26 protein-coding genes are annotated in these 21,611 nt (G+C 61.2%); 20 read left to right on the top strand and 6 right to left on the bottom strand.

Features of this window, described 5'->3' with window-relative positions:
• Positions 1-24 precede the first annotated feature (24 nt).
• Complete coding sequence (hrpB, locus tag B8746_RS04040) at positions 25-2,475, bottom strand: ATP-dependent helicase HrpB (protein WP_084391945.1); 2,451 nt, start codon at positions 2,473-2,475, stop codon at positions 25-27.
• A gap of 132 nt (positions 2,476-2,607) precedes the next feature.
• On the opposite strand from hrpB, the gene B8746_RS04035 reads away from it, so the two are divergent.
• The 9 genes from B8746_RS04035 (at position 2,608) to B8746_RS03995 (ending at position 10,199) form a co-directional block, all read left to right on the top strand.
• Positions 2,608-3,339 carry a glycosyltransferase family 2 protein gene (locus B8746_RS04035; RefSeq protein WP_084391944.1) on the top strand — a complete coding sequence of 244 codons (732 nt, stop codon included), beginning with the start codon at positions 2,608-2,610 and terminating at the stop codon, positions 3,337-3,339.
• Between the two features lie 204 nt (positions 3,340-3,543).
• A complete protein-coding gene (locus tag B8746_RS04030; protein ID WP_084391943.1) occupies positions 3,544-4,011 on the top strand; it encodes a hypothetical protein in 468 nt (155 codons plus the stop codon).
• 131 nt (positions 4,012-4,142) lie between these two features.
• Positions 4,143-5,831, top strand: coding sequence for an alanine/glycine:cation symporter family protein (locus B8746_RS04025; protein WP_084391942.1), 1,689 nt, complete (start codon positions 4,143-4,145; stop codon positions 5,829-5,831).
• A gap of 160 nt (positions 5,832-5,991) precedes the next feature.
• Positions 5,992-6,906, top strand: coding sequence for a tyrosine recombinase (locus B8746_RS04020; RefSeq protein WP_084391941.1), 915 nt, complete (start codon positions 5,992-5,994; stop codon positions 6,904-6,906).
• 93 nt (positions 6,907-6,999) lie between these two features.
• The gene (locus B8746_RS04015) at positions 7,000-7,254 is read left to right on the top strand and encodes a hypothetical protein (RefSeq protein ID WP_084391940.1); all 255 of its coding nucleotides are present in this window, start codon (positions 7,000-7,002) and stop codon (positions 7,252-7,254) included.
• 120 nt (positions 7,255-7,374) lie between these two features.
• Positions 7,375-8,013, top strand: a complete 639-nt coding sequence (locus B8746_RS04010) for a putative 2OG-Fe(II) oxygenase (RefSeq protein ID WP_084391939.1) — start codon at positions 7,375-7,377, stop codon at positions 8,011-8,013.
• Positions 8,014-8,095: 82 nt separating this feature from the next.
• Positions 8,096-9,151 (top strand): HpcH/HpaI aldolase/citrate lyase family protein, encoded by a 1,056-nt coding sequence (locus B8746_RS04005; protein ID WP_084391938.1) that lies wholly within the window; start codon positions 8,096-8,098, stop codon positions 9,149-9,151.
• Positions 9,152-9,189: 38 nt separating this feature from the next.
• Positions 9,190-9,738, top strand: a complete 549-nt coding sequence (locus tag B8746_RS04000; protein WP_084391937.1) for a TonB family protein — start codon at positions 9,190-9,192, stop codon at positions 9,736-9,738.
• 35 nt (positions 9,739-9,773) lie between these two features.
• On the top strand, positions 9,774-10,199 hold the full coding sequence (locus B8746_RS03995) for a hypothetical protein (protein WP_084391936.1): 426 nt from the start codon (positions 9,774-9,776) through the stop codon (positions 10,197-10,199).
• Positions 10,200-10,258: 59 nt separating this feature from the next.
• Here B8746_RS03995 and B8746_RS03990 read toward each other — a convergent pair whose 3' ends face one another.
• A complete protein-coding gene (locus B8746_RS03990; protein ID WP_084391935.1) occupies positions 10,259-10,459 on the bottom strand; it encodes a dodecin family protein in 201 nt (66 codons plus the stop codon).
• Between the two features lie 140 nt (positions 10,460-10,599).
• Here B8746_RS03990 and B8746_RS03985 point away from each other — a divergent pair, with 140 nt between their 5' ends.
• The 4 genes from B8746_RS03985 (at position 10,600) to sugE (ending at position 12,978) form a co-directional block, all read left to right on the top strand.
• On the top strand, positions 10,600-11,019 hold the full coding sequence (locus tag B8746_RS03985) for a nuclear transport factor 2 family protein (RefSeq protein WP_233123910.1): 420 nt from the start codon (positions 10,600-10,602) through the stop codon (positions 11,017-11,019).
• The gene (locus B8746_RS03980; RefSeq protein ID WP_084391934.1) at positions 11,016-11,564 is read left to right on the top strand and encodes a GNAT family N-acetyltransferase; all 549 of its coding nucleotides are present in this window, start codon (positions 11,016-11,018) and stop codon (positions 11,562-11,564) included. Before B8746_RS03985 ends, B8746_RS03980 begins: the two co-directional genes overlap by 4 nt.
• Positions 11,565-11,597: 33 nt before the next feature.
• Entirely contained in the window at positions 11,598-12,560 is a 963-nt protein-coding gene (locus tag B8746_RS03975) for an acetyl-CoA carboxylase carboxyltransferase subunit alpha (protein WP_084391933.1), read from the top strand.
• A 97-nt stretch (positions 12,561-12,657) separates the two neighbouring features.
• The gene (gene sugE, locus B8746_RS03970; protein WP_084391932.1) at positions 12,658-12,978 is read left to right on the top strand and encodes a quaternary ammonium compound efflux SMR transporter SugE; all 321 of its coding nucleotides are present in this window, start codon (positions 12,658-12,660) and stop codon (positions 12,976-12,978) included.
• A gap of 3 nt (positions 12,979-12,981) precedes the next feature.
• Here the strand turns inward: sugE and B8746_RS16950 are convergent, their stop codons facing one another.
• Complete coding sequence (locus B8746_RS16950; protein ID WP_143434517.1) at positions 12,982-13,236, bottom strand: TraR/DksA family transcriptional regulator; 255 nt, start codon at positions 13,234-13,236, stop codon at positions 12,982-12,984.
• Between the two features lie 104 nt (positions 13,237-13,340).
• On the opposite strand from B8746_RS16950, the gene B8746_RS03960 reads away from it, so the two are divergent.
• Entirely contained in the window at positions 13,341-14,303 is a 963-nt protein-coding gene (locus tag B8746_RS03960) for an ABC transporter ATP-binding protein (protein ID WP_084391930.1), read from the top strand.
• Positions 14,303-15,757 (top strand): ABC transporter permease, encoded by a 1,455-nt coding sequence (locus tag B8746_RS03955; protein ID WP_084391929.1) that lies wholly within the window; start codon positions 14,303-14,305, stop codon positions 15,755-15,757. The genes B8746_RS03960 and B8746_RS03955 overlap by 1 nt, the downstream gene beginning before the upstream one ends.
• Before the next feature lie 371 nt (positions 15,758-16,128).
• On the opposite strand, the gene rpsU is transcribed toward B8746_RS03955, so the two are convergent.
• Positions 16,129-16,338, bottom strand: a complete 210-nt coding sequence (rpsU, locus tag B8746_RS03950; RefSeq protein WP_026180774.1) for a 30S ribosomal protein S21 — start codon at positions 16,336-16,338, stop codon at positions 16,129-16,131.
• A 118-nt stretch (positions 16,339-16,456) separates the two neighbouring features.
• Here rpsU and B8746_RS03945 point away from each other — a divergent pair, with 118 nt between their 5' ends.
• The gene (locus B8746_RS03945; RefSeq protein ID WP_084391928.1) at positions 16,457-17,092 is read left to right on the top strand and encodes a COQ9 family protein; all 636 of its coding nucleotides are present in this window, start codon (positions 16,457-16,459) and stop codon (positions 17,090-17,092) included.
• 174 nt (positions 17,093-17,266) lie between these two features.
• Positions 17,267-18,109 (top strand): DUF481 domain-containing protein, encoded by an 843-nt coding sequence (locus tag B8746_RS03940; RefSeq protein WP_233124046.1) that lies wholly within the window; start codon positions 17,267-17,269, stop codon positions 18,107-18,109.
• On the opposite strand, the gene B8746_RS03935 is transcribed toward B8746_RS03940, so the two are convergent.
• Positions 18,106-19,179, bottom strand: coding sequence for a 5-(carboxyamino)imidazole ribonucleotide synthase (locus B8746_RS03935; RefSeq protein ID WP_084391926.1), 1,074 nt, complete (start codon positions 19,177-19,179; stop codon positions 18,106-18,108). The two genes, B8746_RS03940 and B8746_RS03935, sit on opposite strands and share 4 nt — an antisense overlap.
• Positions 19,176-19,667 (bottom strand): 5-(carboxyamino)imidazole ribonucleotide mutase, encoded by a 492-nt coding sequence (gene purE, locus B8746_RS03930; protein ID WP_084391925.1) that lies wholly within the window; start codon positions 19,665-19,667, stop codon positions 19,176-19,178. The genes B8746_RS03935 and purE overlap by 4 nt, the downstream gene beginning before the upstream one ends.
• A 101-nt stretch (positions 19,668-19,768) precedes the next feature.
• Between purE and B8746_RS03925 the strand changes: the two genes are divergently transcribed.
• The 3 genes from B8746_RS03925 (at position 19,769) to B8746_RS03915 (ending at position 21,561) form a co-directional block, all read left to right on the top strand.
• A complete protein-coding gene (locus B8746_RS03925) occupies positions 19,769-20,449 on the top strand; it encodes a GGDEF domain-containing protein (RefSeq protein WP_084391924.1) in 681 nt (226 codons plus the stop codon).
• Positions 20,450-20,563: 114 nt separating this feature from the next.
• Positions 20,564-20,731, top strand: a complete 168-nt coding sequence (locus tag B8746_RS03920) for a YdcH family protein (protein ID WP_084391923.1) — start codon at positions 20,564-20,566, stop codon at positions 20,729-20,731.
• Positions 20,732-20,787: 56 nt separating this feature from the next.
• The gene (locus B8746_RS03915) at positions 20,788-21,561 is read left to right on the top strand and encodes an SDR family NAD(P)-dependent oxidoreductase (RefSeq protein WP_084391922.1); all 774 of its coding nucleotides are present in this window, start codon (positions 20,788-20,790) and stop codon (positions 21,559-21,561) included.
• Positions 21,562-21,611 lie beyond the last annotated feature (50 nt).

Here is a 21,611-nt window from a genome sequence, read left to right as displayed (position 1 = left end):
GTGTTTCGGAGAAACTTTTCGCGCCTAATCTCCCCCCTTAAGACGCTTTTTCGTCATGCCGACATGCGGCTTGGCTTTGGCCGGATCGTCGGGCCAATCATGCTTCGGATACTGCGCTCGCATATCCTTCGCCATGTCCCAATAACCGCCAGACCAGAAGCCTGAAATGTCCTTCGTGACAGCGATGGGCCGGCCTGCGGGCGAGGTCAGTTGCAGGGTGACGGGCACGCGTCCTCCTGCAATGGCAGGCTGACGCGTCAGGCCATAAAGTTCCTGCGCCCTGGCTTCGATGAGCGGCGCATTTTCGCTGAGATAATCGACTTCAGCCTTGCGCCCGCTCGGCAGCTCGATGCTGGATGGTGCCAGGTCCTCAATCTCCTGCGCCTTCGGCCAGCCGAGGGATTGCCTGATGGCATTGCTGGCCGCACCATCGGACGGGAACTGGAAGGCTTTGGAGCCGAGGATCGGGGCGAGCCATTCATCCACTGTCTCGATCAGCTGGTCTTCCGTGATCGGGGGCCATTCCTCACCAAACGCACCGTTCAGCAGTTTCAACCGCGCGAGGATGGGTCGGGCAGCATCGCCGAGGCCGGCCTCGTTCAATCCGTTCTCTCGCACAAAGACCAGAAACGCATCTCGGGCCACTTCGCCGGATGGCTGGGGCAGGGGCGTTTCAGACAGCACAATCTTGCCGACGGCCTTCACGCGCCTTGCCTTGAAGCTGCGGGTGGAGGGATCGAAGACCGCCCACTCATCGGTCTGCGGCGGCGAAATACGAAGCACATCCGCTTCGCTGACAGGGCAGGCGAGCGTAATCCGCGCGCGCCCCGCCGCGCCGACCATGTCGACAACGACCAGCCAGTCTGATTTCGAGAGTGCCGTGTCGGCCGGCAATTCACCCGCGCGTCCATTGGCGAGGAGATAACTCGTTTGCGAGCCATCCCTGCGCCTCGCGATCTGTCCCGGCCATGACCGGGCAAGGAAGGTCGCTGCGTCCGCTGACGGTTTTGCGCCATTCGACCAGCGTTCGGCCTGTCGCTTCAGGGCCTTGGCGCGCTGGCCATTGTCACGCCTGAAGCCCTCCAGTCGGTCAACCAGACTGGCCGACTGGCCGCCAATGCCGGCCTCGCTCGCGAGCGCCGCGATCTCGGAGGCGAGCGCCCGTTCGCCATCATTCTCTGCGGCGGCAATGAGGCTCGCCCATTTCGGATCGAGCGGCAGTTTCGCCATTTCCTTTCCGCGCGGTGTGAGGTTGCCAGTCTCATCGAGGGCGCCATAGGCGAGCAGCGCCTCGCGAGCCGCCTTGATCCGCCCCGGCGGCGGGGCATCGAGCCAGGTGAGGCGCGCCGGATCACTTTCGCCCCATTCGGCGAGGCTGAGCAGCAGGCCTGAAAGGTCGGCATTGAGGATCTCGGGTGCGGGGGCGGCAATCAGGCCTCGGGTCTCTTCCTCGTCCCACAACCGGTAGCAGACGCCTGGGCCAAGCCGGCCGGCGCGGCCCCGGCGCTGGTCGACATTGGCGCGGGCGGCGCGGATGGTTCTGAGAACCGATGTGCCGCTGGCGGGTTCGAATTCCGGTACGCGCGCAAGCCCGGAATCCACGACGACATGCACGCCATCAATGGTGAGCGCGCTTTCTGCGATATCCGTCGCAAGCACGATCTTCCGGCGGCCTTCGGGCGCGGGTTTCACTGCATCGTCTTGCTCTCTTGGCGACAGAGCACCGAAGAGCGGGTGGACGCTGATATTGGCTGGCAGGCTCGACAGGCGGTCCGCCGTGCGGCGGATTTCGCCAGCGCCGGGCAGGAAGGCGAGGATGGAGCCGGATTCAGCCCGGGCCGCCTTCTCGATGGCGCCGGCCATCTGGTCTTCGATCCTGTCCCGCGTGCGGCCGAGATATTTCGTTTCGACCGGGAATTGCCGGCCTTCGCTTTCGATCACCGGCGCACCCATGACGCCCGCAAACTTGCCGGTATCCAGCGTGGCGGACATGGCGAGGACATGAAGGTCCTCGCGAAATACGGATTGCGCTTCCATGGCGAGAGCGAGCCCGAGATCGACATTCAGGCTACGCTCATGGATTTCATCGAAGATCACGCAGGCGACACCTTCGAGCGCCGGGTCTGCGAGCAGGCGGCGCACGAAGAGGCCATCGGTGATGACCTCGACCACAGTGTCCTTCGAGACTTTGCGTTCGATACGCGTCGAGAGGCCGATCCGCCCTCCAGTGCGCTCACCCAGTGTTGCTGCCATCCGGTCGGCGGCCATGCGAGCGGCGAGACGGCGCGGTTCCAGCATCAGGATGCGACCTTCCAGCGGCTGGAAGCCGTCGATCAGTCCGGCAAGGGCGAGCGGCACGCGGGTCGTCTTGCCTGCGCCCGGCGGGGCGGCCAGGACAAGCCGCTTTTCGGCGCGCAGCGTCTCGCTGATCTCGCCGAGCAGGCTTTCAATGGGAAGGTCAGTTGGCGCGGACATGCCAGGCCGTCTCTAGTGCAAGTTTCGCCACGGCGCACGACCCATCGCAGCATTTGCGGTCATCTTGTGTTTTGAAATAGGGTCGAAGCGCTTAAAGAGGCTCAGCAGAATTTTGGGAAAGGTCCGCGCCTGATGGCTGAACCGCTAGAGTTTTCCGTTGTCGTTCCAGTGCATAATGAAGCTGGCAACGTCGAATCGCTGGTGCGCGAGATCTCGGCGGCCCTCGATGGGCGCGCCTATGAGATGGTGTTTGTCGATGATGCTTCGACCGACGACACGCGCGCTGTGCTCGCTGGCCTGAAGCAGGATTTCCCGACGCTCCGCGTGCTCAGCCACCGCAAGAATGCCGGCCAGAGCCGCGCGATCCGCACAGGCGTCCAGGCCGCACGGGGCCGCGTCGTCGGGACACTGGACGGCGACGGGCAGAATGACCCGGCCGACCTGCCAGACCTCTACCGCGCGCTCACCCGCGCTGATGCCCCCGAGGGCCTTGTCATGGTGATGGGCCGCCGCGCCAGCCGCAAGGACACGGCCTGGAAGCGCTTCGGCAGCCGGTTTGCCAATTCTATTCGCAAGCGCATGCTGAAGGATGATTGCGACGATAGCGGCTGCGGCATCAAGGTGATCAAGCGCGACGCCTATCTCTCGCTTCCCTATTTCGACCACATGCACCGCTACATGCCGGCGCTGGTTCGGGCCGAAGGCTATGGGACCGAATTCATGGACGTGAATCACCGCGAACGCGGCGCGGGCAGCTCCAAATATACCAATTTCGGGCGGCTCTGGGCGGCCCTGTCTGACCTTCGCGGTGTCACCTGGCTGATCCGCCGGCGGCGCAATCCGCACGGCGCAGACGAGGTCTGAGTCGCAAAAAATCCGCTGAGTTCGAAAAGACACGCCTCATTCTCGACAGAGAGTGTGCTAGAATTTCATGCTTAACAGGCCGGACGGGGGACGTTAGGCATGAGTATGAGAGGGATTTTCGCGGCCGCGGCGGCAGCCAGGCTCGAGGATCGACGACAACGACAGGCCGAAACGGGTCAGTCACCGCAACGCAGGGGATCCATAATGCGCGTGCTTCTTGGAATATTTCCGCTTCTGATCATTCCGGTCGCGATCTACAACCTCATCGCCCTGCCTTATGGCGGCACCAGTGAGCAGGTCGACGGTGTGGTCTTAAACAATATTGCGCCCATCGTCGAAATGCTGAGCAAGCCGATGATGACCTTCCCGATGATTTCCGGCGTGAACTGGGCGATCACCAATGGGGAGATGCTGATCCTGTTCTCGATCGCGCTCCTGTTCATGGAAATCCTGAAATCGACGAGCACCGGCACGGCAACGATCATCAACCACGCCATCTCGATGATCCTGTTCATCGTCTGCCTGGTCGAGTTCCTGCTCCTGCCGAACTTTGCGACCTCGGTCTTCTTCATCATCACCATCATGACGCTGCTTGATGTCCTGGCAGGCGTGGTCGTTACCATTGTCTCGGCCCGCCGCGACTTCGGGGTCGGCGAGGGCTTCGGCGCCTAGCCATCAGGCGCAACATTCTTACTCAGTTTGACGGGGCAGATGTAAAATCTGCCCCGTTCCGCTTCACAGACGCGAAAACCTGTCTAGTGTCGGCCCCCATTCAGGAGTGTCAGTGAGCCGGGGAGGCCAGTTTGGACATCATTACGCTTATCGAAAATATCGCCGGATTTATCTGGGGTGGCTCATGGGGCGAGACCACGATCATTCCGGGCAATATCGGACCGCTGGCCGTTCTCCTTCTGGGGACCGGCCTTTTCTTCATGATCCGCCTGTCCGCGAGGCCGCTGCGCCGTTTCGTGCCAGCACTTGCGGAGGTGTGGCAAGGGCGCAAGGCGCAGGGCGAGGACGGGGCGATTACGCCCTGGCAGGCCCTGTCCACGGCGCTGTCAGGCCAGGTCGGCACCGGTAACCTCGCCGGGGTTGCAACGGCAATTACCTTTGGTGGGCCGGGCGCGATCTTCTGGATGTGGGTTGTGGCGATCTTCGGCATGGCGCTCGCCTTCGCAGAGAGCTCGCTGGCCGTTAAGTATCGCGAAACCGATGAATATGGCCGCATCAATGGCGGGCCGATGTATTATATCAAGAACGGCCTCGGCAAGAAGTGGCTCTGGCTCGCCGTAATCTTCTGTCTCGGCACGCTCTTCTCTGCAACAGCGACCGGCGGGATGATCCAGGCCAACTCCATTATGGAATCGGTCACCGAGACCAGCCAGTCTTCCTTTGGTCTTAGCATTCCGCCATGGCTGATCGGGCTGATACTGGCCGGACTTGTCTTCGCGGTGATTATTGGTGGCATCAAGTCTATCGGCAGTTTTGCCGGCAAGGTCGTGCCATTCATGGCGGGGCTCTATGTGCTTGTGGCGCTGTTCGTCCTGATCATGAATGCGCCAAAGGTTCCGGACGCCTTCATGCAGATCATCGAATCGGCCTTTGGCCTGCGCGAAGCGGCAGGTGGCGCGGCCGGTTACGGTGTCATGCAGGCCGTTCGCTACGGTATTGCGCGTGGTCTTTTCTCCAATGAAGCCGGTCAGGGCTCAGCCCCGATTGCGCACGCCGCGGCCCGTACCAAGAACCCGGTGCAGCAGGGCGAAATCGCGATGATCGGCGTGTTTATCGACACGATCGTCATCTGTACGATGACTGCGCTGGTCATTCTGACTGTCACTGGAGACTTCAAGAAATCCGGTGCACTGATGGCCGCCAATCAATGTATCGAAGCAGGCCAGACGCTTCCGGAAGGCACTGAACTGGATACGCTGTTCCCAAGCGCCTACGCCGAAGGACGTGCCGAGCTCATTGCAGCGAATGGTGCTGTCGCCACGGCATGGCTGCAGGAATGCCAGGCTGCAGGTGTGGAGATTGACGAGGCCGCGATTGCTGGCGCGTCTGATCCGGATGTGCTGATCGACGTCGATCATGCGTGGGAAACGGACGCCAACTCTGCCGCCATTACGACGCGGGCTTATGGTGCTGCTTTCCCGGGCGGTGAGTTCATCGTGCCGGTGGCGCTGTTCTTCTTCGCCTTCACCACTATTATCGGCTGGTCCTATTATGGCGAGCAGGCGGTGACCTATATGATCGGCGAATGGGCAACCCATCCGTTCCGCTATGTCTGGGTCATCGTCATCTTCCTTGGCGCAATTGCGTCTGCGGACTGGCTCTGGCTGCTTGGCGACATTGCAAACGCCTCCATGGCCTTTCCCAACCTGATCGCGATCATTGCGCTTTCAAGCGTGGTTGTGGCCATGCACAAGCTGAATGACGATCCCGATCATGGCCATCCTGTGATCGACAAGACGGAGCCACCATCCGACGCATGATCCAGGGCCGGTCCGGAGGATATTCCAGCCTCCGGACCAGGTCGAAACCGGGCCGATTACGGGCCGGTTACGGCTCAATTCCAGAGAGGACGCGTCCGCCCGGCCGGAGGCGTCCTCTTCATAAGTGCGGTGTTAAGCATCATGGCCGCATTGTTCGACCATGAGCGATGCAGCCCGGATTGATGCCTTCCTGGAAATGATGAGCGCTGAGCGCGGGGCCTCGCCCAATACGCTTGATGCCTATGGCCGCGACTTGCGCGATGCTTCTGACTTCATGAAGGGTCGCCTGATCAATGCCGATGCTGCAAGGGTCTCCAAATATTCAAGCTGGCTTGCCGCGCAGGGACTTGCACCGCGCAGTCAGGCCCGCAAGCTCTCATCGCTGCGCCGCTTTTTCCGTTTCCTGTTCGAGGAAGGAGCCCGCACGGATGACCCGACCTCGCGGATAGAAGGACCCAAGGCCGGCCGCGATATTCCTGATGTGCTGTCGCGCGAGGAGATGGACCGCCTGCTGGCGGCCTGTGAGGGGGATGCCCGCCTCCGATGCCTTGTCGAGCTGCTCTATGGGGCGGGACTGCGCGTCAGCGAACTGGTCAGTCTCAAGCTCGGCAACCTGCCGCGCCGAAAAGGCGATCGATGGGAAACGACTGACATCATCGTGCGCGGCAAGGGCGGCAAGGACAGGCTCTGTCCGCTTGGCAGGCCGGCCCTGGACGCCATTGTCGCCTGGCTCGCCGTGCGTGAGGAGACCCTGCCAAAAGGCACGCTGAAGCGCAGCGGTGCGGGCGCCTATCTCTTCCCGTCCCGCGGCAAGGCCTTGCACCTCACCCGCCGCCGGCTGGGTCAGATGCTCAAGGACCTGTCTCTCAAGGCCAATCTCGACCCCTCCCGCGTTCACCCGCATGCGCTGCGGCACGCCTATGCGACACACCTTCTTCAGGGCGGGGCGGACCTGCGGTCAGTGCAGACACTGCTCGGCCATGCCGATATCTCGACCACCGAGATCTATACACATGTGCTGCAGGACGAGCTCGCAGAGCTTCTGGAAACGGCGCACCCGCTTTCGATAAAATAAACTGTAGCTGGCCCCTCCCGCTTTGGAAGGAGCAACATAATATCTTGCCGTGAGCACAGATCACCTGTGCGACCTCCAGCAGGACCCTGAACCATGTCAGCTTTCTTCCGCGCATTTGTTGCGACAGTCTTCGTCTTCGAAATCGCCGGCGCATTTGCGCTGGGTTTTGCCACGCTCATCCTGCTTGCCTTGCATGTGCATGGAATTGCTTTCTGGAGTGTAGAGGCGCTGACGGTTGCGGTCGTCGCGTATGGGTCTTTCCTCTTCTTCCTGCGGGCCTATGCCAGCGAACAACGCATTGCGGTTGAGGCGAAATCCGGCGCCGAGGACTGGACAGAATCTGCCTGATTCAAGGCAAGGATAAAAATCGAAACTTTCGGCTTGGCAGCGCTCGTTACATATGTAATACGGCGGACCTGCAGGGACCTGGTCGGGCGGCTGTTCCCTCGGCAACGAAGGTGAATAATCATGCCCGCAATCCTGACGCCATCCGCAGGCAAAGAGTTCTTCACGCCGTTCGGGCCGATGATGGGATATTGCCGTCTGCGTCCCGAATTCGTCGCGCACCTCAATGCGGCCATGACCGACAGCCTGGAAGATCACTCGCCGCACCTGGTCGGCAAGGTCCGGCAGGAATTGCGGTTCGACCGGCCCCTGATCGACCGTGTCGCCGCCGAACTCGGCCAGACGATTATCGAATACCATATCCGGGCCAGCCGGCGCGGGTCCTTCGGTGACTACAACCATACCGACAAGCGCTACAATCTCGACATTTCAGGCGGCTGGTTCGTGCGCCAGTATGCCGGTGAGTATAATCCGCTTCACATCCATACAGGCGCGGCACTCTCCTGCGTCGGTTATCTCAAATTGCCTGACGGGATCGAGGCAGAGTGGGAAGAGGATTATCGCGATCACCACCCCTCGCACGGCCACCTTCAGTTCGCGCACGGCACGGACACGCATTATTCTGTCTCCAATTTCATGGTGAAGCCGAGGGTTGGCGATTTCTGGATGTTCCCGTCCTACATGTTTCATTGTGTCTATCCTTTCCGGTCCGAGGGTGAGCGCCGGTCCTTCAGCATGAATTTCTCCATTTCGGAGGGCTGATCCGGGGGGCACCATCCTGCCGATTGCGTCGCAATTGACGGGGACAGGTTCGCGGCTATGTTGCAGCGCAACGGAGGACTGCATGAGCCAGAAAACACCACGAAATTTCTTCAAGCCGCTTGCGATTGGCGCGCCAGATCCAATGCGGGAACTGCCGGTCCGGCTGGAGCGGATGATCCATTTCGTGCCGCCGCATCTCGACAAGGTGCGCGCCAAGGTTCCGCAGATGGCGGACCAGGCCGATGTGGTGCTGGCGAACCTCGAAGATGCCATTCCGTCCGATGCCAAGGATGCGGCCCGCGCCGGCGCGATCGAAATGGCCGGCATGGTCGACTGGCAGGCCAAGGGCACAGGCTTCTGGAGCCGCGTCAATCCGCTGAACTCGCCCTGGTTCCAGGACGATGTGTCCGAGCTTGTCCTGAAAGCGGGTCACCAGCTTGACGTCATCATGCTGCCCAAGGTCGAGGGGCCGTGGGATATCCATTTCGCTGACCAATTTGTCGCCCAGCTCGAAGCCAAGGCCGGCCTGAAGCGCCCGATCCTGTTCCACGCCATCCTCGAGACGGCGCAGGGCATGGCGCTCGTCGAGGACATCGCGCTTGCCAGCCCGCGCATGCAGGGCATTTCGCTCGGCCCGGCAGACCTTGCCGCCGACCGCAAGATGAAGACGACGCGCGTCGGCGGCGGCCATCCCTTCTACCGTGTCATCGACGACCCGAACGAAGATGGCAGCCCGCGCGCCAATGCCCAGCAGGACCCATGGCACTATACCATCGCCCGAATGGTCGACGCCTGCCGCATGGCGGGAATCAACGCCTTCTACGGCCCATTCGGTGACATTTCCGATCTCGATGCCTGTGAGCAGCAGTTCCGCAATGCCTTCCTGCTTGGATGTGCAGGCACCTGGAGCCTGCACCCGAACCAGATCGCCATTGCCAAGAAGGTGTTCAGCCCGGACCCAAATGAGGTGAAGTTCGCCCGCCGCATCCTCGAAGCCATGCCGGATGGCACAGGCGTCGCGATGCTGGACGGCAAGATGCAGGATGATGCGACCTGGAAACAGGCAAAGGTGATTTCGGACCTGGCCGATCTTGTCGCCGCGAAGGATCCTGATCTGGCGGCAGCCTATTCGGCCTGATAGGGTGGGGCGTTAACCAGTAAAGGACGTCCCCTCGCATGCGAATTTCATCCCTTCTGGCGCTCGGATCAGCCGTCGGTCTCATCGGTGCCTGCGCGGTTGATGGGCCCGCCATCTATGGTCCGGGCCCGGTATCAAGCGGCACGACTGCGTCCGCTGTCGTCACAGAAAACATGATCGCCGAGTGCGGTCATCCCGGTGCCAAGCCGGCCCGCATCGCCTTTCCGGATGGCTGGCAGACCCGGATGAATGAGGTGGCGACAAAGTCCGCCTCCAATGATGAGCTGCTGGGCGGGCCGGTGACGACGGAAGTGGTGGACCGCAATGCCCAGCCCATTTCCCCACCGGTTCCGACCTATCCGGCGGCCGCAGCATCGACCGGCCGTGAAGCGAAGTGCGAGGTGATGTTCGATGTCAACAATGCAGGCACGCCCGAGGAAATCCTGACGGCCTGTTCGTCGCCGGAATTCAACGCCTCAGCTTTCAGCGCTGCATCCGGGCTCCGCTTTGCGCCAATGGTCGTCGACGGACGCAATGTCCGCCGACTCAACGTCGTCTATCCGCTGCTTTACTGCCTGTCGGATTGACGCGGGAAATTCGTGAATAAAAAAGGGAGAAAACCATGAGACATTTTCTGTTCGCTGCCTTGCTTGCAGCGACGACCAGCGCGCCAGCCATGGCTGATGAGGTCTGGTCGACCAGCATAGGCGAGGTCATTTACGATCATGAAACCGATGCGGGGCAGGCCGTACTGACCTATCCCCTCGAGGGTGGAGAGGTGCGCGGCATTGGCTATATTGATGGTCTGGCAGGCGTGTTCGAGGGCCGATCATCCTATACCGGCATCTGGATTGAGCCTGATGGGATGGGCTCACCAGCCTGCGATTATGCTATCACCGATCCGGAAACAGGCGAGCCCCGCCAGACCTGGGGCCGCGTGGAGATGATCTTCACCGAGCCCGACTTTCCGTCAGGCTGGGTGATCAAGCGCGGCCATTGCTTCGGTGATCTGGACCAGGTGCTGATCGGCAAACCGGTCACGGGTTAGGGAACGCGCTGGGGCCAGACGGGCGGCATCATGTGCTGAGCCGCCCGGAACCGGTGGTCCTAGTCGTCGAGAACGAATGTGACTTTCATGGTCACGTAATAATCATCGATCTTGCCGTCCGACACGCGGGCCTTGATATCCGATACCCAGACATGTTCGACATTCTTCAGGGTTTTTGAGGCGCGTTTGACGCCTTCTTCCATGGCATCCTGGATCGAGTTTCCCTTGGCGGTGATTTCTGTGACGCGGGCAACACTCATTGTTGGCCCTCCTTGCATTAAAAGAGGCCCACCCCAACCATCTAACCAAATCATAAAACCCTGAGGGGTTCCAGCGTCAGGCCTTCGCGGCAGGCCAATAGCAGGCTAGAGGTGACGACAAGACAAACCGGGAGGCCGCCATGATCGCGAAGACAGGGCATTCGAAGAATTTGCAGCGCTGGATGGATTATTTCCACGGCAGCCACGATCCAGCCGAACTTGCCGGCATGCTGCACGATGATGTCGTGTTCCGCAGCCCGGTTGTGCACACGCCGCAGGAAGGCAAGGCAATCACCATGATGTATCTCGGCGCGGCAGGGCAGACCCTCGGCGGCGAGAGTTTTCGCTATGTCCGCGTCTTCGACTGCGGCGAGAAGGCTGTGCTTGAGTTCGAGTGCGAAATGGACGGCGTCCTTGTCAACGGCATCGACATGATCGAGTGGGACGAGGACGGCAAGATCACCGATTTCAAGGTCATGGTCCGCCCGCTCAAGGGCATGCAGGCGGTGCACGCCGCGATGAAGGCGATGCTCGAAAAGATGAAGGCCGCGCAGGGATGAGCATCGCCCGCGAGGTCCCGGTCCTGAAGACCGAACGGCTGCTGCTTCGCGGGGCCGAAGCGAGCGACTTCGAGGACAGCGCCGCCATGTGGGGCGATCCGGACGTGGTGAAATTCATCGGCGGCCAGACGCGCGGGCGCCAGGATGCCTGGTTCACCCTCTGCCGGATGCGGGGGATGTGGGATGTCGTCGGCTATGGCAACTGGGTCGTGTGTGATCGCAGCACCGGCCAGTTTCTCGGCGAGGTCGGCCTTGCCAATTTCATGCGCGGACTGAAGCCGGATATTTCGGATTTTCCCGAAGCCGGCTGGGCCTATGCCAGACATGCGCACGGCAAGGGCTATGCGACCGAGGCGCTGCAGGCGGTCCTCGACTGGGCCGACGAGGCGCTGAAAGCCAACAGAATTGTCTGCATCATCGACCCTGAGCACATCGCCTCCCAGCGTGTCGCCGAGAAGTGTGGCTTTCGCTTTGTAATGATGACGAAATATCGCGACAGCGACGTCCAGCTGCTCGAACGGCAGATGCCCAGCCAAAAGGTCTAGGATTTTCAATCGACGCAAGCTAGTTTGCCCGCCATGCCTACGACATATCTCGATTTTGAAAAGCCGATTGCCGAGCTTGAGACAAAGATTGCCGAGCTGGAGTCGCTCTCCAAGACGGGCGACGGACCGTCGATTTCCGATGAGCTGAAAAAGCTCAAGGACAAGGCGGCCAAGCAGCTGAAGGATACTTACTCCTCGCTGACCCCGTGGCGGAAGACACAGGTGGCGCGCCATCCCGAGCGTCCGCACTTCACCGATTATGTCGAACACCTTCTGGATGATTTCCAGGAGCTGGCGGGCGACCGTGTCTTTGGCAATGACGAAGCCGTCATTGGTGGCCTTGCCACGTTCCGGGGCCGCTCGGTCGTGGTCATGGGGCACGAGAAAGGCCGTACGACCGAAAGCCGCCTGCGCCACAATTTCGGCATGGCGCATCCGGAGGGCTATCGTAAGGCGGTCCGCCTGATGGACCTTGCCGACAAGTTCAAGCTGCCTGTCCTGTCCTTCGTCGACACGGCCGGCGCCTTCCCCGGCAAGGCCGGTGAGGAACGCGGCCAGGCCGAGGCCATCGCACGCTCGACCGAGCGCTGTCTCACCCTGTCGGTCCCGATGGTCTCGCTGATCATTGGTGAGGGCGGTTCTGGCGGCGCCATTGCGATCGCAGCGGCCAACAAGGTGCTGATGATGGAGCATTCCATCTATTCGGTGATCTCGCCGGAAGGCTGCGCATCCATCCTTTATCGCGATGCCGGAAAGGCGCGCGATGCGGCAGAAGCGATGAAGATCACCTCCGACGATCTTCTGAAGCTGAAGGTGATCGATGCCATCGTGAAAGAACCGGTCGGCGGCGCTCATCGCGACCCGCAGCGCGCCGTCAGCCAGGCCGGCAAGGCGATCGAGAAAGCGCTCGGTGAGCTCGACGGCCTCTCCGAGGCGGAACTCAGGCGCCAGCGCCGCGAGCGTTTCTACGCTATCGGCCGCGAGGGCCTGAACTAGGCGTCGTCATTACAACCTGACGGAATGAGAGGCCACGACCTCGCCCATCTGGGAAGAATGTCCGGGACGGCCCGGCGCTTGTCAGAAGGAGGTGGGTATGACCTGGGTCACGCTGTTTGTTGCCGGATTGCTGGAAGTCGTCTGGGCGTTCAGCATGAAACAGTCCGAGGGCTTTACGCGCCTCGGTCCCTCGCTCATCACGCTTGCGGCGATGCTGGCGAGTTTCAGCCTGCTGTCATGGTCGATGCGGGTCCTGCCCCTCGGAACGGCCTATACGATCTGGACGGGGATCGGCGCGGTCGGGGCTTTTGCTGTTGGCGTTATTTTTCTCGGTGAAAGTGCGTCGCTGATGAGGTTGATCGCACTCGGCCTGATTGTCGGCGGGCTTGTCCTGATGCGCCTGTCTACCCCCGGCTGAGGGTCAGTCCTCATCGCAGGTTGAACAGCTGGTAACGGCTGGATCGAAGGTTAGGCGGGCGACGCTGATCTGATCGCCGCAATACAGACAATGCCCGAACCGGCCTGTTTCGAGACGGCGCAGCGCGGCATCGATCCGTTTCAGGGTCTTCGCCTTTACGGCGCGCGGGCCAAGGCTGATCTCTTCCCGGCTCACCGCAGATGGCGATGGGTGGACAGGGGCGTTGCCTTGGGGGCGGGGACCAGACTGCCTTGTCATGACAGGGAGCCTGCGACGGCTTTAATGACTTTGCAAGGGCTAGCCATGAAAGACAGGGTGTGGATTATCGAGAGTCGAAAAAGACTCTGGCTTTTGGAGGGGTAATGAGTGTGCATCCGCTGGAAATGAGGTCAGTTACCAAGCGCTTTGGCTTCTTTACCGCCGTGCGCGATCTCAGCCTGACGGTGCCTCAAGGCTCAATCGTTGGCTTTCTCGGGCCAAATGGAGCCGGCAAGTCGACCAGCCTGCGCATGTCGCTGGGCGTGCTGAGCCCGGATGAGGGCCAAGTCCGCCTGTTTGGCGGCGCGCCCGATATCGATACGCTGAAACGCGTCGGCTTCCTGCCGGAGGAGCGTGGCCTCTACAAGAAGATGAGCCCGCGCGCGATCATTTCCTATTTCGCGCGGCTGAAAGGCATGAGCGCATCCGACAGCCGCAAGCGCGCGGATGAGCTGCTCGAGGTCATGGGGCTCGGCAATTTTGGCCGCTCGCGGATTTCCAAGCTCTCGAAGGGTATGGCGCAGAAGGTACAGATCCTGTCGGCCCTCGCGCACCGTCCGGATTTCCTGATCCTGGATGAACCCTTCTCCGGCCTCGACCCGGTCAACCAGCAGGGCCTCGAGGACATGATCATCGAGGAACACAAGCGCGGCGCGACGATCCTTTTTTCCACCCATGTCATGGAGCATGCCGAACGGCTCTGCGATTCCATTGTGATGATGGCGCGTGGCCGCAAAGTGTTCGATGGCACGCTGGACCAGGCGTTTGGTGCGCTCGGCCGCGCGGCGCTGATCGGCGTCGAAGACGGCTATGACCTCAATGCAGCCATTTCGCCCAAGGGCTTCACCGAGAATGAGCTGGCGGGCGATCACTGGCGCGTGTCGCTGCCTGCCCAGTATGACGCGCAGGATGCCCTTCGCGCGGCCATAGAAGCGGGTGCGCCGATCACCAGCTTCCGGCCGGAAGAGGCGAGGCTGCGTGATGTCTTCGTCTCGCTTGTCTCCGAGGCAGAGGCCGAGGACCTTGAAAAGACGCTCGCCACCAGAAAAGCGACGGAGGCTGCCTGATGCGTTCGATCTATCTCGTCGCCCGCAGGGACTATCTCGGCTATGTACAGGCCTGGGGCTTCTGGCTTGGCCTGCTCCTGACGCCGATCCTCATGGGGGTCGGCATGATGGCGCCGACCTGGGCCGCCAATTCGCAGCCGACCCGCTATTACACGGTCATCGAGCAGGGCACCGAATTCGCCGATGCCCTGCGCGCCGAGCTTCAGGAAGACCGTATCGCGCTGGTGCGGATGACGCTGGACCCTGTCGGCGTCCTGAATGGTGAGCCGAGCGACAAGCTGCTTGCCTTTGATGACGCCATTGATGCGGGAAGCACGGTTGAAGCCGCGCTAGAGGCGGCTGGCGGTGCGCAGGTCAGCCTGCCGCAAGCCGATTTTGTAGCAGTGGCACCGCCCGCCACAGATGAAGACTCCATCCGCCCTTACCTGATGGGCGAGCGTCTGGTTGAAACCAGTGAAGGCCCTCAGCCGCTCTTTGCCGCGATCTTCGTGCCTGAGGACAATGGCGAGATCGAATATTGGAGCGAGAATGTCACCTCCCGCACCCTGCTCGACCAGGTCCGCGCGGCAGAACGCAAGATCACCGAAAGAAAGGTGTTTGAAGCGGCCGGCGTGAGCCCCCGAATCCTGAACGAAGCTGAGAAGCAGCGCCGTGATATCACAGAGCGGCGAGCGCGTCCGGCCTCGTCCGATTCCGGATCTCAGGTCACGATGGCCGACCGGGCCCCGTTCATCGCATCTGTCTTCATGGCATTCCTGCTCTGGTTCCTGATCTTCTCGGTCGTGAACTATCTTCTGATGGGCACGATTGAGGAGCGTTCCAACAAGATCTTCGACTCGCTGCTGACCTCGGTGAAGCTGCCTCACATGCTGGCTGGCAAGCTGCTGGCAGTGCTGGCCGTTGCGCTCACGCTGATGATGGTCTGGGCAATAGGGGGCTCGGTCATCGGCACTGCGCTTTCAGGCCAGATGCCCGCCGACATTCGCGAGAGCATGTTCTCCGTGGCTGGCGCGGTGCTGAAGCCCAGCCTGCTGATGCCTGCCATTCTGAGCTTTGTTCTCGGTTATCTCATGTACGGCGCTGTGTTCCTGGCACTCGGCTCGCTTTGCGACACGATCCAGGAGGCGCAGACGCTGATGACGCCGCTCATCGTCATGCTGATGGTGCCGATGTTCATGATTGTCGTGGCGATATCTGATCCGGAATCGCCGATCCTGTCGGTGATGAGCTGGATTCCGGTCTTCACGCCCTTCCTGCTGATCCTGCGCGTGCCGACGCACCCGCCACTCTGGGAAGTGATAGGCCTGCTTGTCCTGATGGTGGTCGCAGCCCTTGTCGTCCTCTGGCTCGCTTCGCGGGTCTATCGCGCGGGCGCTGTCCACGGTGCAGGCGTCGGCGATGTCGGCAAATGGTTCAGCAAGATGCTGCCGGGGAAGAAGGGCGAGACCGGCTGAACTGGGCCTTTGGCTTCAAATTTCGTCATCCAGGAAAAGTGATTGCGGCTGCGCTGTCCGGAGCTGTTTTTCAAACCGCAGCCTCAGCAGATCTGAGTTTGATTTCCAAGGTGTAGCGCGACGCTAGCGTGGCGCGTCACTCTCGATGAGCCGTAAGGCTTATCTGAGAGCCCATCTCTGATGCATGCCTCATCACAAGGGGCTGTCGATGGGAGGTGGACCCTCAGATGGCTGCGCCATCGAGGGTGACGCGGCAATGGAGGTCAGCTTGCTGGCTGCCTCCATTGTTTTCGAAACGCCAGGCATGAAAAAACCCCTCCGGCCGGGGCCAGAGGGGCTTTGTTTCACGCCAGATCAGGCGGGCTTATGGCTTATGCCAGGCCCTCACGCTGGGCGCGCTTACGAGCAAGTTTGCGAGCGCGGCGCACAGCTTCTGCCTTCTGGCGAGCCTTCTTCTCAGACGGCTTTTCAAAGTGCGTGCGGGATTTCATTTCCCGGAAGAGACCCTCACGCTGCATCTTCTTTTTCAGTGCGCGAAGGGCTTGTTCGACATTGTTGTCGCGGACGACGATCTGTACGATGGTTCAATCTCCATTGGTTCGCTCGAGGGTTAGCCCGAGCTATAGTCTGGCGTGTTGTTCAAAGTGAAGGCGCGCCTATAACACCAAATTTCAGGCTTGCCTACTCCCGGAGCCAGTAATGACAGCAACTCGACCGTCAATCAGACTGCAGGATAAATGGCTCGAATACCTCCTGCCTCTCATCAAGGATGAGGGCTGGACGGAACGGGCCGCTACACAATCAGCGCGCGAGGCGGGGATTGGTTCCGAAGAAAAAGCACTCGCGGCGCCAGATGGCGTGAAAGACCTCATCGAACGCTTCTTCGACCGGGCCGAGGAAGACATGCTGGCGGCTCTCGAGGCTGAGGACCTTCGCGAGCTGCGAACCCATGAGAAGGTCGCTGCAGGCATCAAGGCCTGGCTGTATGCGCTGGAACCGCACCGCGAAGCTGTAAAGAAGGCATCCGCGCGCGGTTTTGCGCCGTGGAACGCGCCCGCTGCGGCCCGTCGCACCTGGAAAACCGCAGATGCCATCTGGCTCGCGGCTGGCGACACAGCGGAAGATTATAATCGTGAGACCAAGCGCGCGCTCCTTTCGGCAACCTTGCCCACCACCGTGCTCTACTGGCTCGACAATGATTATGAGGAAGACGAACTCGACGCCTTCATCGAGAGCCGCCTCAAGGGGGCGATGAAGCTTGGCCAGTGGGGCTCGAAATTCGCCAGGCCGGGGCTGGAATTCCTCGACCGGCTAAGGGGGCGCACGTCGTCCTGAGCTCATACTGTAATGGGCGCAGCACCTTCTCGCCCGTGTCAATCTTTCGGTAACCTGTTACGGGCAACAGCGATACACATGTTGGAATTACTGCTGGCGCCTGCCTTTGCGGTGGGCGGAACTCCGCAAACCGTAGCGACTCTTCCCCAGGAATTGCCTCGGCCCGTGTCGAGGATGATTTCGGCTGCCATTCGCAGCAATGATGAGGCGCAGCTGGCGGCCGTCGTGGCCGCAGCCAAGGTCGCCTTTCCTGAATTTTCCGGCCAGATCGACACGCTTGTGGCGGAACTGAAAACGCCGGTCGAGCCCCTGCGGATCGCGCCGCTTGTCGTTCCCGCGCCGAAACCGGTTGAAATCGAGTCGCCCGGCTATTGGGAAGACTTCAATGCGGAACTCGCGCTCAACGCAGCTGAGACGAAGGGCAATTCAGACACGCTGTTCCTTGGCCTGCGCAGCAAGGTCAACCTGATGCGCAAGGCGCAGATCCACCGGCTGGAAGTCTTTGCCAACCAGGCCGAAGCCAATGGGGTCGAGAACCAGAGCAATTGGGGCGCCTCCTACCAGCTCGATACGCTCTGGAATGATGAGTATTTCGGCTATGTGCGCGGCTCCATGGCGCGCGATGACTTTGCCGGGTTCGAAACCGATGCGTTCGCAGGCGTCGGCGCGGGGGCGTATCTGGTCCAGACCGAGGCCGTGACGCTCCGCAGCGAAGTCGGGCCGGGCTATCGCTATCTGAAGGTCGCAAATGATGGCGATGAGATTGGCGGTGTTGGCCTCTACGGCGCGACGGAGCTTGACTGGCTCATCCGTGAAGACCTCAGTTTTGAAGTGGATGCAAAGGTCAATATTTCAGGCCCGACATCGACCTTCCACCCGACCTTCAGGATGAATACAGCCGTTTCCGACCATGTCAGCGCCGGCCTTTCCTATGATATTCGTTACGAGTCCAATCCGCCACTGATGAGCGAGAATCTCGACCGCATCCTGCGCTTCGACGTCAAATATTCCTATTAGGCGCGGCCTGTGCGGGCCACCACATGGCCCATCTTGCGTCCGGGCTTGGCGTCGCGCTTGCCATAGAGGGTGAGCACGGCGTCCTTGTCATAGCTGTCGGCCGGGGCGAGCGCTTCCTCGCCGAGCAGATTGTGCATCTCGGCATCGAAGACACGGGTGACCGGGCCGAGCGGCCAGCCGGCGACGGCGCGGATATGCTGTTCGAACTGGCCGGTCAGGCAGGCCTCTGGCGTCCAGTGCCCGGAATTGTGCACGCGCGGCGCAAACTCATTGGCGAGCAGTGTGCCGTCTTCAAGAACGAAGAGTTCCAGGGCCAGAACGCCAATATGACCGGTTTCACGCGCCAGCGCCTCGGCCATTGTGCGGGCCCGCGCGATGATGTCATCTGACAGGCCGCACGGGGCAATCGAGGTGCGCAGGATGCCGCCGGCATGATCATTCATGCTGGGGTCGAAAGCCGCCATTGAGCCGTCCGCGCCGCGCGCAATGACAACAGAAATTTCCCGCTCGAACGGCACATAGGCCTCCAGGATGGCAGGCACCTCGTCAATATCGGCATAGGCGGCAGCAAGGTCATCGCCGGATTTGAGCCGCACTTGTCCCTTGCCGTCATATCCATCGCGGCGGGTCTTCAGGATGCCCGCGCGGCCCAGCGTTTTCAGGGCCTGTTCAAGGTCGCTGACGGACGACACTTCGGCAAAGGCGCCGGTTTCGATCCCGATGGCATTCAGAAACTGCTTTTCGGCCAGCCTGTCCTGTGACTTTTCAAGCGATGCTGCGCCGGGGCGCACAACAGCGCCGATGGAAACGAGAAAGTCGACGGATTGAACCGGAATGTTCTCGAACTCATAGGTTATGACGTCGCACGCATCGGCGAATTCGCGAAGCGCGCTTTCATCATCATAGGCAGCCTGCCAGTGCATCGCGGCGACACGCGCTGCGGGCGGGCTGTCTTCCGGGGCAAAGATGTGCACGTCAAAGCCCAGCCTCGCTGCCGCGCTCGCCAGCATGCGGCCAAGCTGTCCGCCCCCCAGAATGCCGATCACAGATCCGGGTGGAAGAGGCTTCATCCTTCGGGGACCTCGCCCACACTGGCGGTCTGCGCCGCGCGGAAGGCGTCGAGCTTTGCGGCGACAGCGTCATCGTTCAAGGCAATGATGGAAGCAGCCATGATGCCGGCATTCGCCGCGCCCGCTTCGCCGATGGCCAGTGTCCCGACGGGCACACCCTTGGGCATCTGGACGATCGAGAGAAGGCTGTCCTGGCCGCTCAGGGCGCGCGACTGGACCGGAACTCCGAGGACCGGAAGCGGCGTCATCGCGGCGGTCATGCCGGGCAGGTGCGCGGCCCCGCCAGCGCCTGCAATGATCACTTTAAGGCCGCGGCCTTTTGCGGTCTTCGCATAGTCGCTGAGCCGGTCGGGTGTGCGGTGCGCGGAAACGATGCGCGCCTCATGGCGCACGCCCAGCTGGTCGAGCATTTCGCAGGCGAGTTTCATGACCGGCCAGTCGGACTGGCTGCCCATGATGACTCCGACGACGGGTTCTGCTGCGCTCATCTCGCCCCCTTTCAGGAAGCGGCACAAAATAGGCACGGGCTTTCGCCCGTCAAGCCGCCTGGTGTGTAGATGTCGTCGCGCCTTTGCCTTATAGGTGATGCATGGACCGAATCTCCAGGAATGGCGGGCGAAAACGAGGACACGCGACCGTTTCGGATGCGGCTGCGGACCTGTTGCAGGCGGTCGGTATCGATCTGCAGGAATACGATCTTCGCGCCCGCGCGGCTTTCCGTGCGCTGGCCGAGGAGGTCCTTGATCTGCGTGACCGCGAGGCTGGGCTGGCTCGCGCCCTTGAAGAGGCCGAGCGCCTCGCCGACCATGATGCGCTCTGCCCGGTCTTCAACCGGCGCGCCTTCGAGCGGGAGCTGAGCCGGGAAATCGCGCTCGCTGCCCGTCATGAGCTGCCGCTCTGCCTGCTCTATATCGACCTCGACCGGTTCAAGGCCATCAATGACACGTATGGTCATGCGGCCGGAGACAAGGCGCTGATACGGGTCTGCGATATCATTCTCTCACAGGTGCGCCAGACCGACATTGTCGGACGCCTCGGCGGAGACGAGTTCGGGGTGATCCTCACCCATGCCGGACTTGCCGACAGCCAGCTCAAGGCCAACCGGCTCACCCAGCGGCTGGATCGGCTGAAGATTGGCGAGGATCTGCACCTCGGCGCGTCCTGCGGCGTGATTGCCTGGTCGGGTCAGTCTTCTGCTGAAACCTTTATTGCAGAGGCCGACGAAGCCATGTTCCGCGTCAAGTCTGCCCGCAAAGCAGTCAGGCCTTAGGACTCTCTCGATATTGAAGATATTTTATTCTGGAGTCCCGTGACCAAGGCCTTCGCTTGTGCTTAACTGTGCCCATAATGTCACAGTTTTCAAGCAGCAAAGAAGGAGAAGTATATGTCACTTCAAGGACGTATCGAGGAACTCGCTAGCCGCCATCGCAAGATCGATGAGGAAATCAGTGACGAACAGAAACGCCCTGCTGCAGACGAAGTCCGACTGCACGAACTGAAGAGAAAGAAACTGAAGATTAAAGAGGAACTGGTTCACCTGCGGCCAAACTAGTCGCGAAGTCCGGTTGATCCTGACCGGGTGCAGCGACGTCCGGATCAGGAGCCGACATGGAAAAACCCGTCACTCTCATCTTGGGGCTGGGTCAGCTTACAGGCGAAGCCGTCGCGCGCCGCTTCGTGGATGAAGGCCACGCCGTCATCGCCTGCGACCCGCAGATGAAGCGCGTCGAACGCGTCGCTGACAATCTCCGCGACAAGGCGATTGTCCAGCATGAGGAGCTTCATACCCGCATCGGCATCAAGAACTGCCTTGCGGCAGCGGTCGAGGCCTATGGCCATGTCGATCACATCATTTCTGTCCCGCCCATTCCGCCAAACCTGTCGCTCAAGGATCTCGACGTTCCTGAATTCGAGCGCCTGCACCTTCGCTCGCTGCGCGGTGCCATCCTGACGCTCCAGCTTTTTGAGAAACTGGTTGCCCGCCGCATTGAGGAAGAGGGTGACACGATGGCGCGGCGACCGCAGTTCGGCAGTGTCACGTTCGTGCTGTCACTGTCGGCGCAGCAGATCAATGCCGGCGATTTCGCGGATGCGGTCGTCCAGCATTCCATTCTTGGCGTGATGCGTGCCGCTTCTGTCGAACTCGCCTCCAAGAAAATCAGGGCGAATGCCATCTGCGCGCTGCGGCCACGCGCCGAAAGCACCGAAGTCGACTGGCTCAAGCGCCGCACGCCACTGGGCCGTGCTAGCCTGGCCGATGAAATTGCCGATGCGGCGCTTTTCCTGTCCCTGCCGTCAAGCGCGATCATTACCGGCGAGATGCTGACCATGGATGGCGGCCGCGCGCGCCTCAGCGGTCTCATCGACGGCGATACCGACTAGGCACGAAAAAGCCCCGCAATGACTTGCGGGGCTCAATCCGTTCACAGCTG

Origin of the sequence: Henriciella pelagia (genome assembly GCF_002088945.1) — a bacterium.
Taxonomy (GTDB): domain Bacteria; phylum Pseudomonadota; class Alphaproteobacteria; order Caulobacterales; family Hyphomonadaceae; genus Henriciella; species Henriciella pelagia.
This window is presented reverse-complemented; position numbering and strand designations above follow the sequence as displayed.

Bases quoted from the DNA above. Each gene is read 5' to 3' on its own strand.
- B8746_RS03995 (WP_084391936.1), top strand. From the start codon at position 9,774: ATGAGACATTTTCTGTTCGCTGCCTTGCTTGCAGCGACGACCAGCGCG.
- B8746_RS04005 (WP_084391938.1), top strand. From the start codon at position 8,096: ATGAGCCAGAAAACACCACGAAATTTCTTCAAGCCGCTTGCGATTGGC.
- B8746_RS04015 (WP_084391940.1), top strand. From the start codon at position 7,000: ATGTCAGCTTTCTTCCGCGCATTTGTTGCGACAGTCTTCGTCTTCGAA.
- B8746_RS03990 (WP_084391935.1), bottom strand. From the start codon at position 10,459: ATGAGTGTTGCCCGCGTCACAGAAATCACCGCCAAGGGAAACTCGATC.
- B8746_RS03980 (WP_084391934.1), top strand. From the start codon at position 11,016: ATGAGCATCGCCCGCGAGGTCCCGGTCCTGAAGACCGAACGGCTGCTG.
- B8746_RS04035 (WP_084391944.1), top strand. From the start codon at position 2,608: ATGGCTGAACCGCTAGAGTTTTCCGTTGTCGTTCCAGTGCATAATGAA.
- B8746_RS03940 (WP_233124046.1), top strand. From the start codon at position 17,267: ATGATTTCGGCTGCCATTCGCAGCAATGATGAGGCGCAGCTGGCGGCC.
- B8746_RS03915 (WP_084391922.1), top strand. From the start codon at position 20,788: ATGGAAAAACCCGTCACTCTCATCTTGGGGCTGGGTCAGCTTACAGGC.
- B8746_RS03920 (WP_084391923.1), top strand. From the start codon at position 20,564: ATGTCACTTCAAGGACGTATCGAGGAACTCGCTAGCCGCCATCGCAAG.
- B8746_RS16950 (WP_143434517.1), bottom strand. From the start codon at position 13,236: ATGACAAGGCAGTCTGGTCCCCGCCCCCAAGGCAACGCCCCTGTCCAC.
- B8746_RS03925 (WP_084391924.1), top strand. From the start codon at position 19,769: ATGGACCGAATCTCCAGGAATGGCGGGCGAAAACGAGGACACGCGACC.
- B8746_RS03935 (WP_084391926.1), bottom strand. From the start codon at position 19,179: ATGAAGCCTCTTCCACCCGGATCTGTGATCGGCATTCTGGGGGGCGGA.
- B8746_RS04020 (WP_084391941.1), top strand. From the start codon at position 5,992: ATGAGCGATGCAGCCCGGATTGATGCCTTCCTGGAAATGATGAGCGCT.
- B8746_RS03975 (WP_084391933.1), top strand. From the start codon at position 11,598: ATGCCTACGACATATCTCGATTTTGAAAAGCCGATTGCCGAGCTTGAG.
- B8746_RS04010 (WP_084391939.1), top strand. From the start codon at position 7,375: ATGCCCGCAATCCTGACGCCATCCGCAGGCAAAGAGTTCTTCACGCCG.
- B8746_RS04000 (WP_084391937.1), top strand. From the start codon at position 9,190: ATGCGAATTTCATCCCTTCTGGCGCTCGGATCAGCCGTCGGTCTCATC.
- sugE (WP_084391932.1), top strand. From the start codon at position 12,658: ATGACCTGGGTCACGCTGTTTGTTGCCGGATTGCTGGAAGTCGTCTGG.
- B8746_RS03960 (WP_084391930.1), top strand. From the start codon at position 13,341: ATGAGTGTGCATCCGCTGGAAATGAGGTCAGTTACCAAGCGCTTTGGC.
- B8746_RS03985 (WP_233123910.1), top strand. From the start codon at position 10,600: ATGATCGCGAAGACAGGGCATTCGAAGAATTTGCAGCGCTGGATGGAT.
- hrpB (WP_084391945.1), bottom strand. From the start codon at position 2,475: ATGTCCGCGCCAACTGACCTTCCCATTGAAAGCCTGCTCGGCGAGATC.
- B8746_RS04030 (WP_084391943.1), top strand. From the start codon at position 3,544: ATGCGCGTGCTTCTTGGAATATTTCCGCTTCTGATCATTCCGGTCGCG.
- B8746_RS03945 (WP_084391928.1), top strand. From the start codon at position 16,457: ATGACAGCAACTCGACCGTCAATCAGACTGCAGGATAAATGGCTCGAA.
- B8746_RS03955 (WP_084391929.1), top strand. From the start codon at position 14,303: ATGCGTTCGATCTATCTCGTCGCCCGCAGGGACTATCTCGGCTATGTA.
- purE (WP_084391925.1), bottom strand. From the start codon at position 19,667: ATGAGCGCAGCAGAACCCGTCGTCGGAGTCATCATGGGCAGCCAGTCC.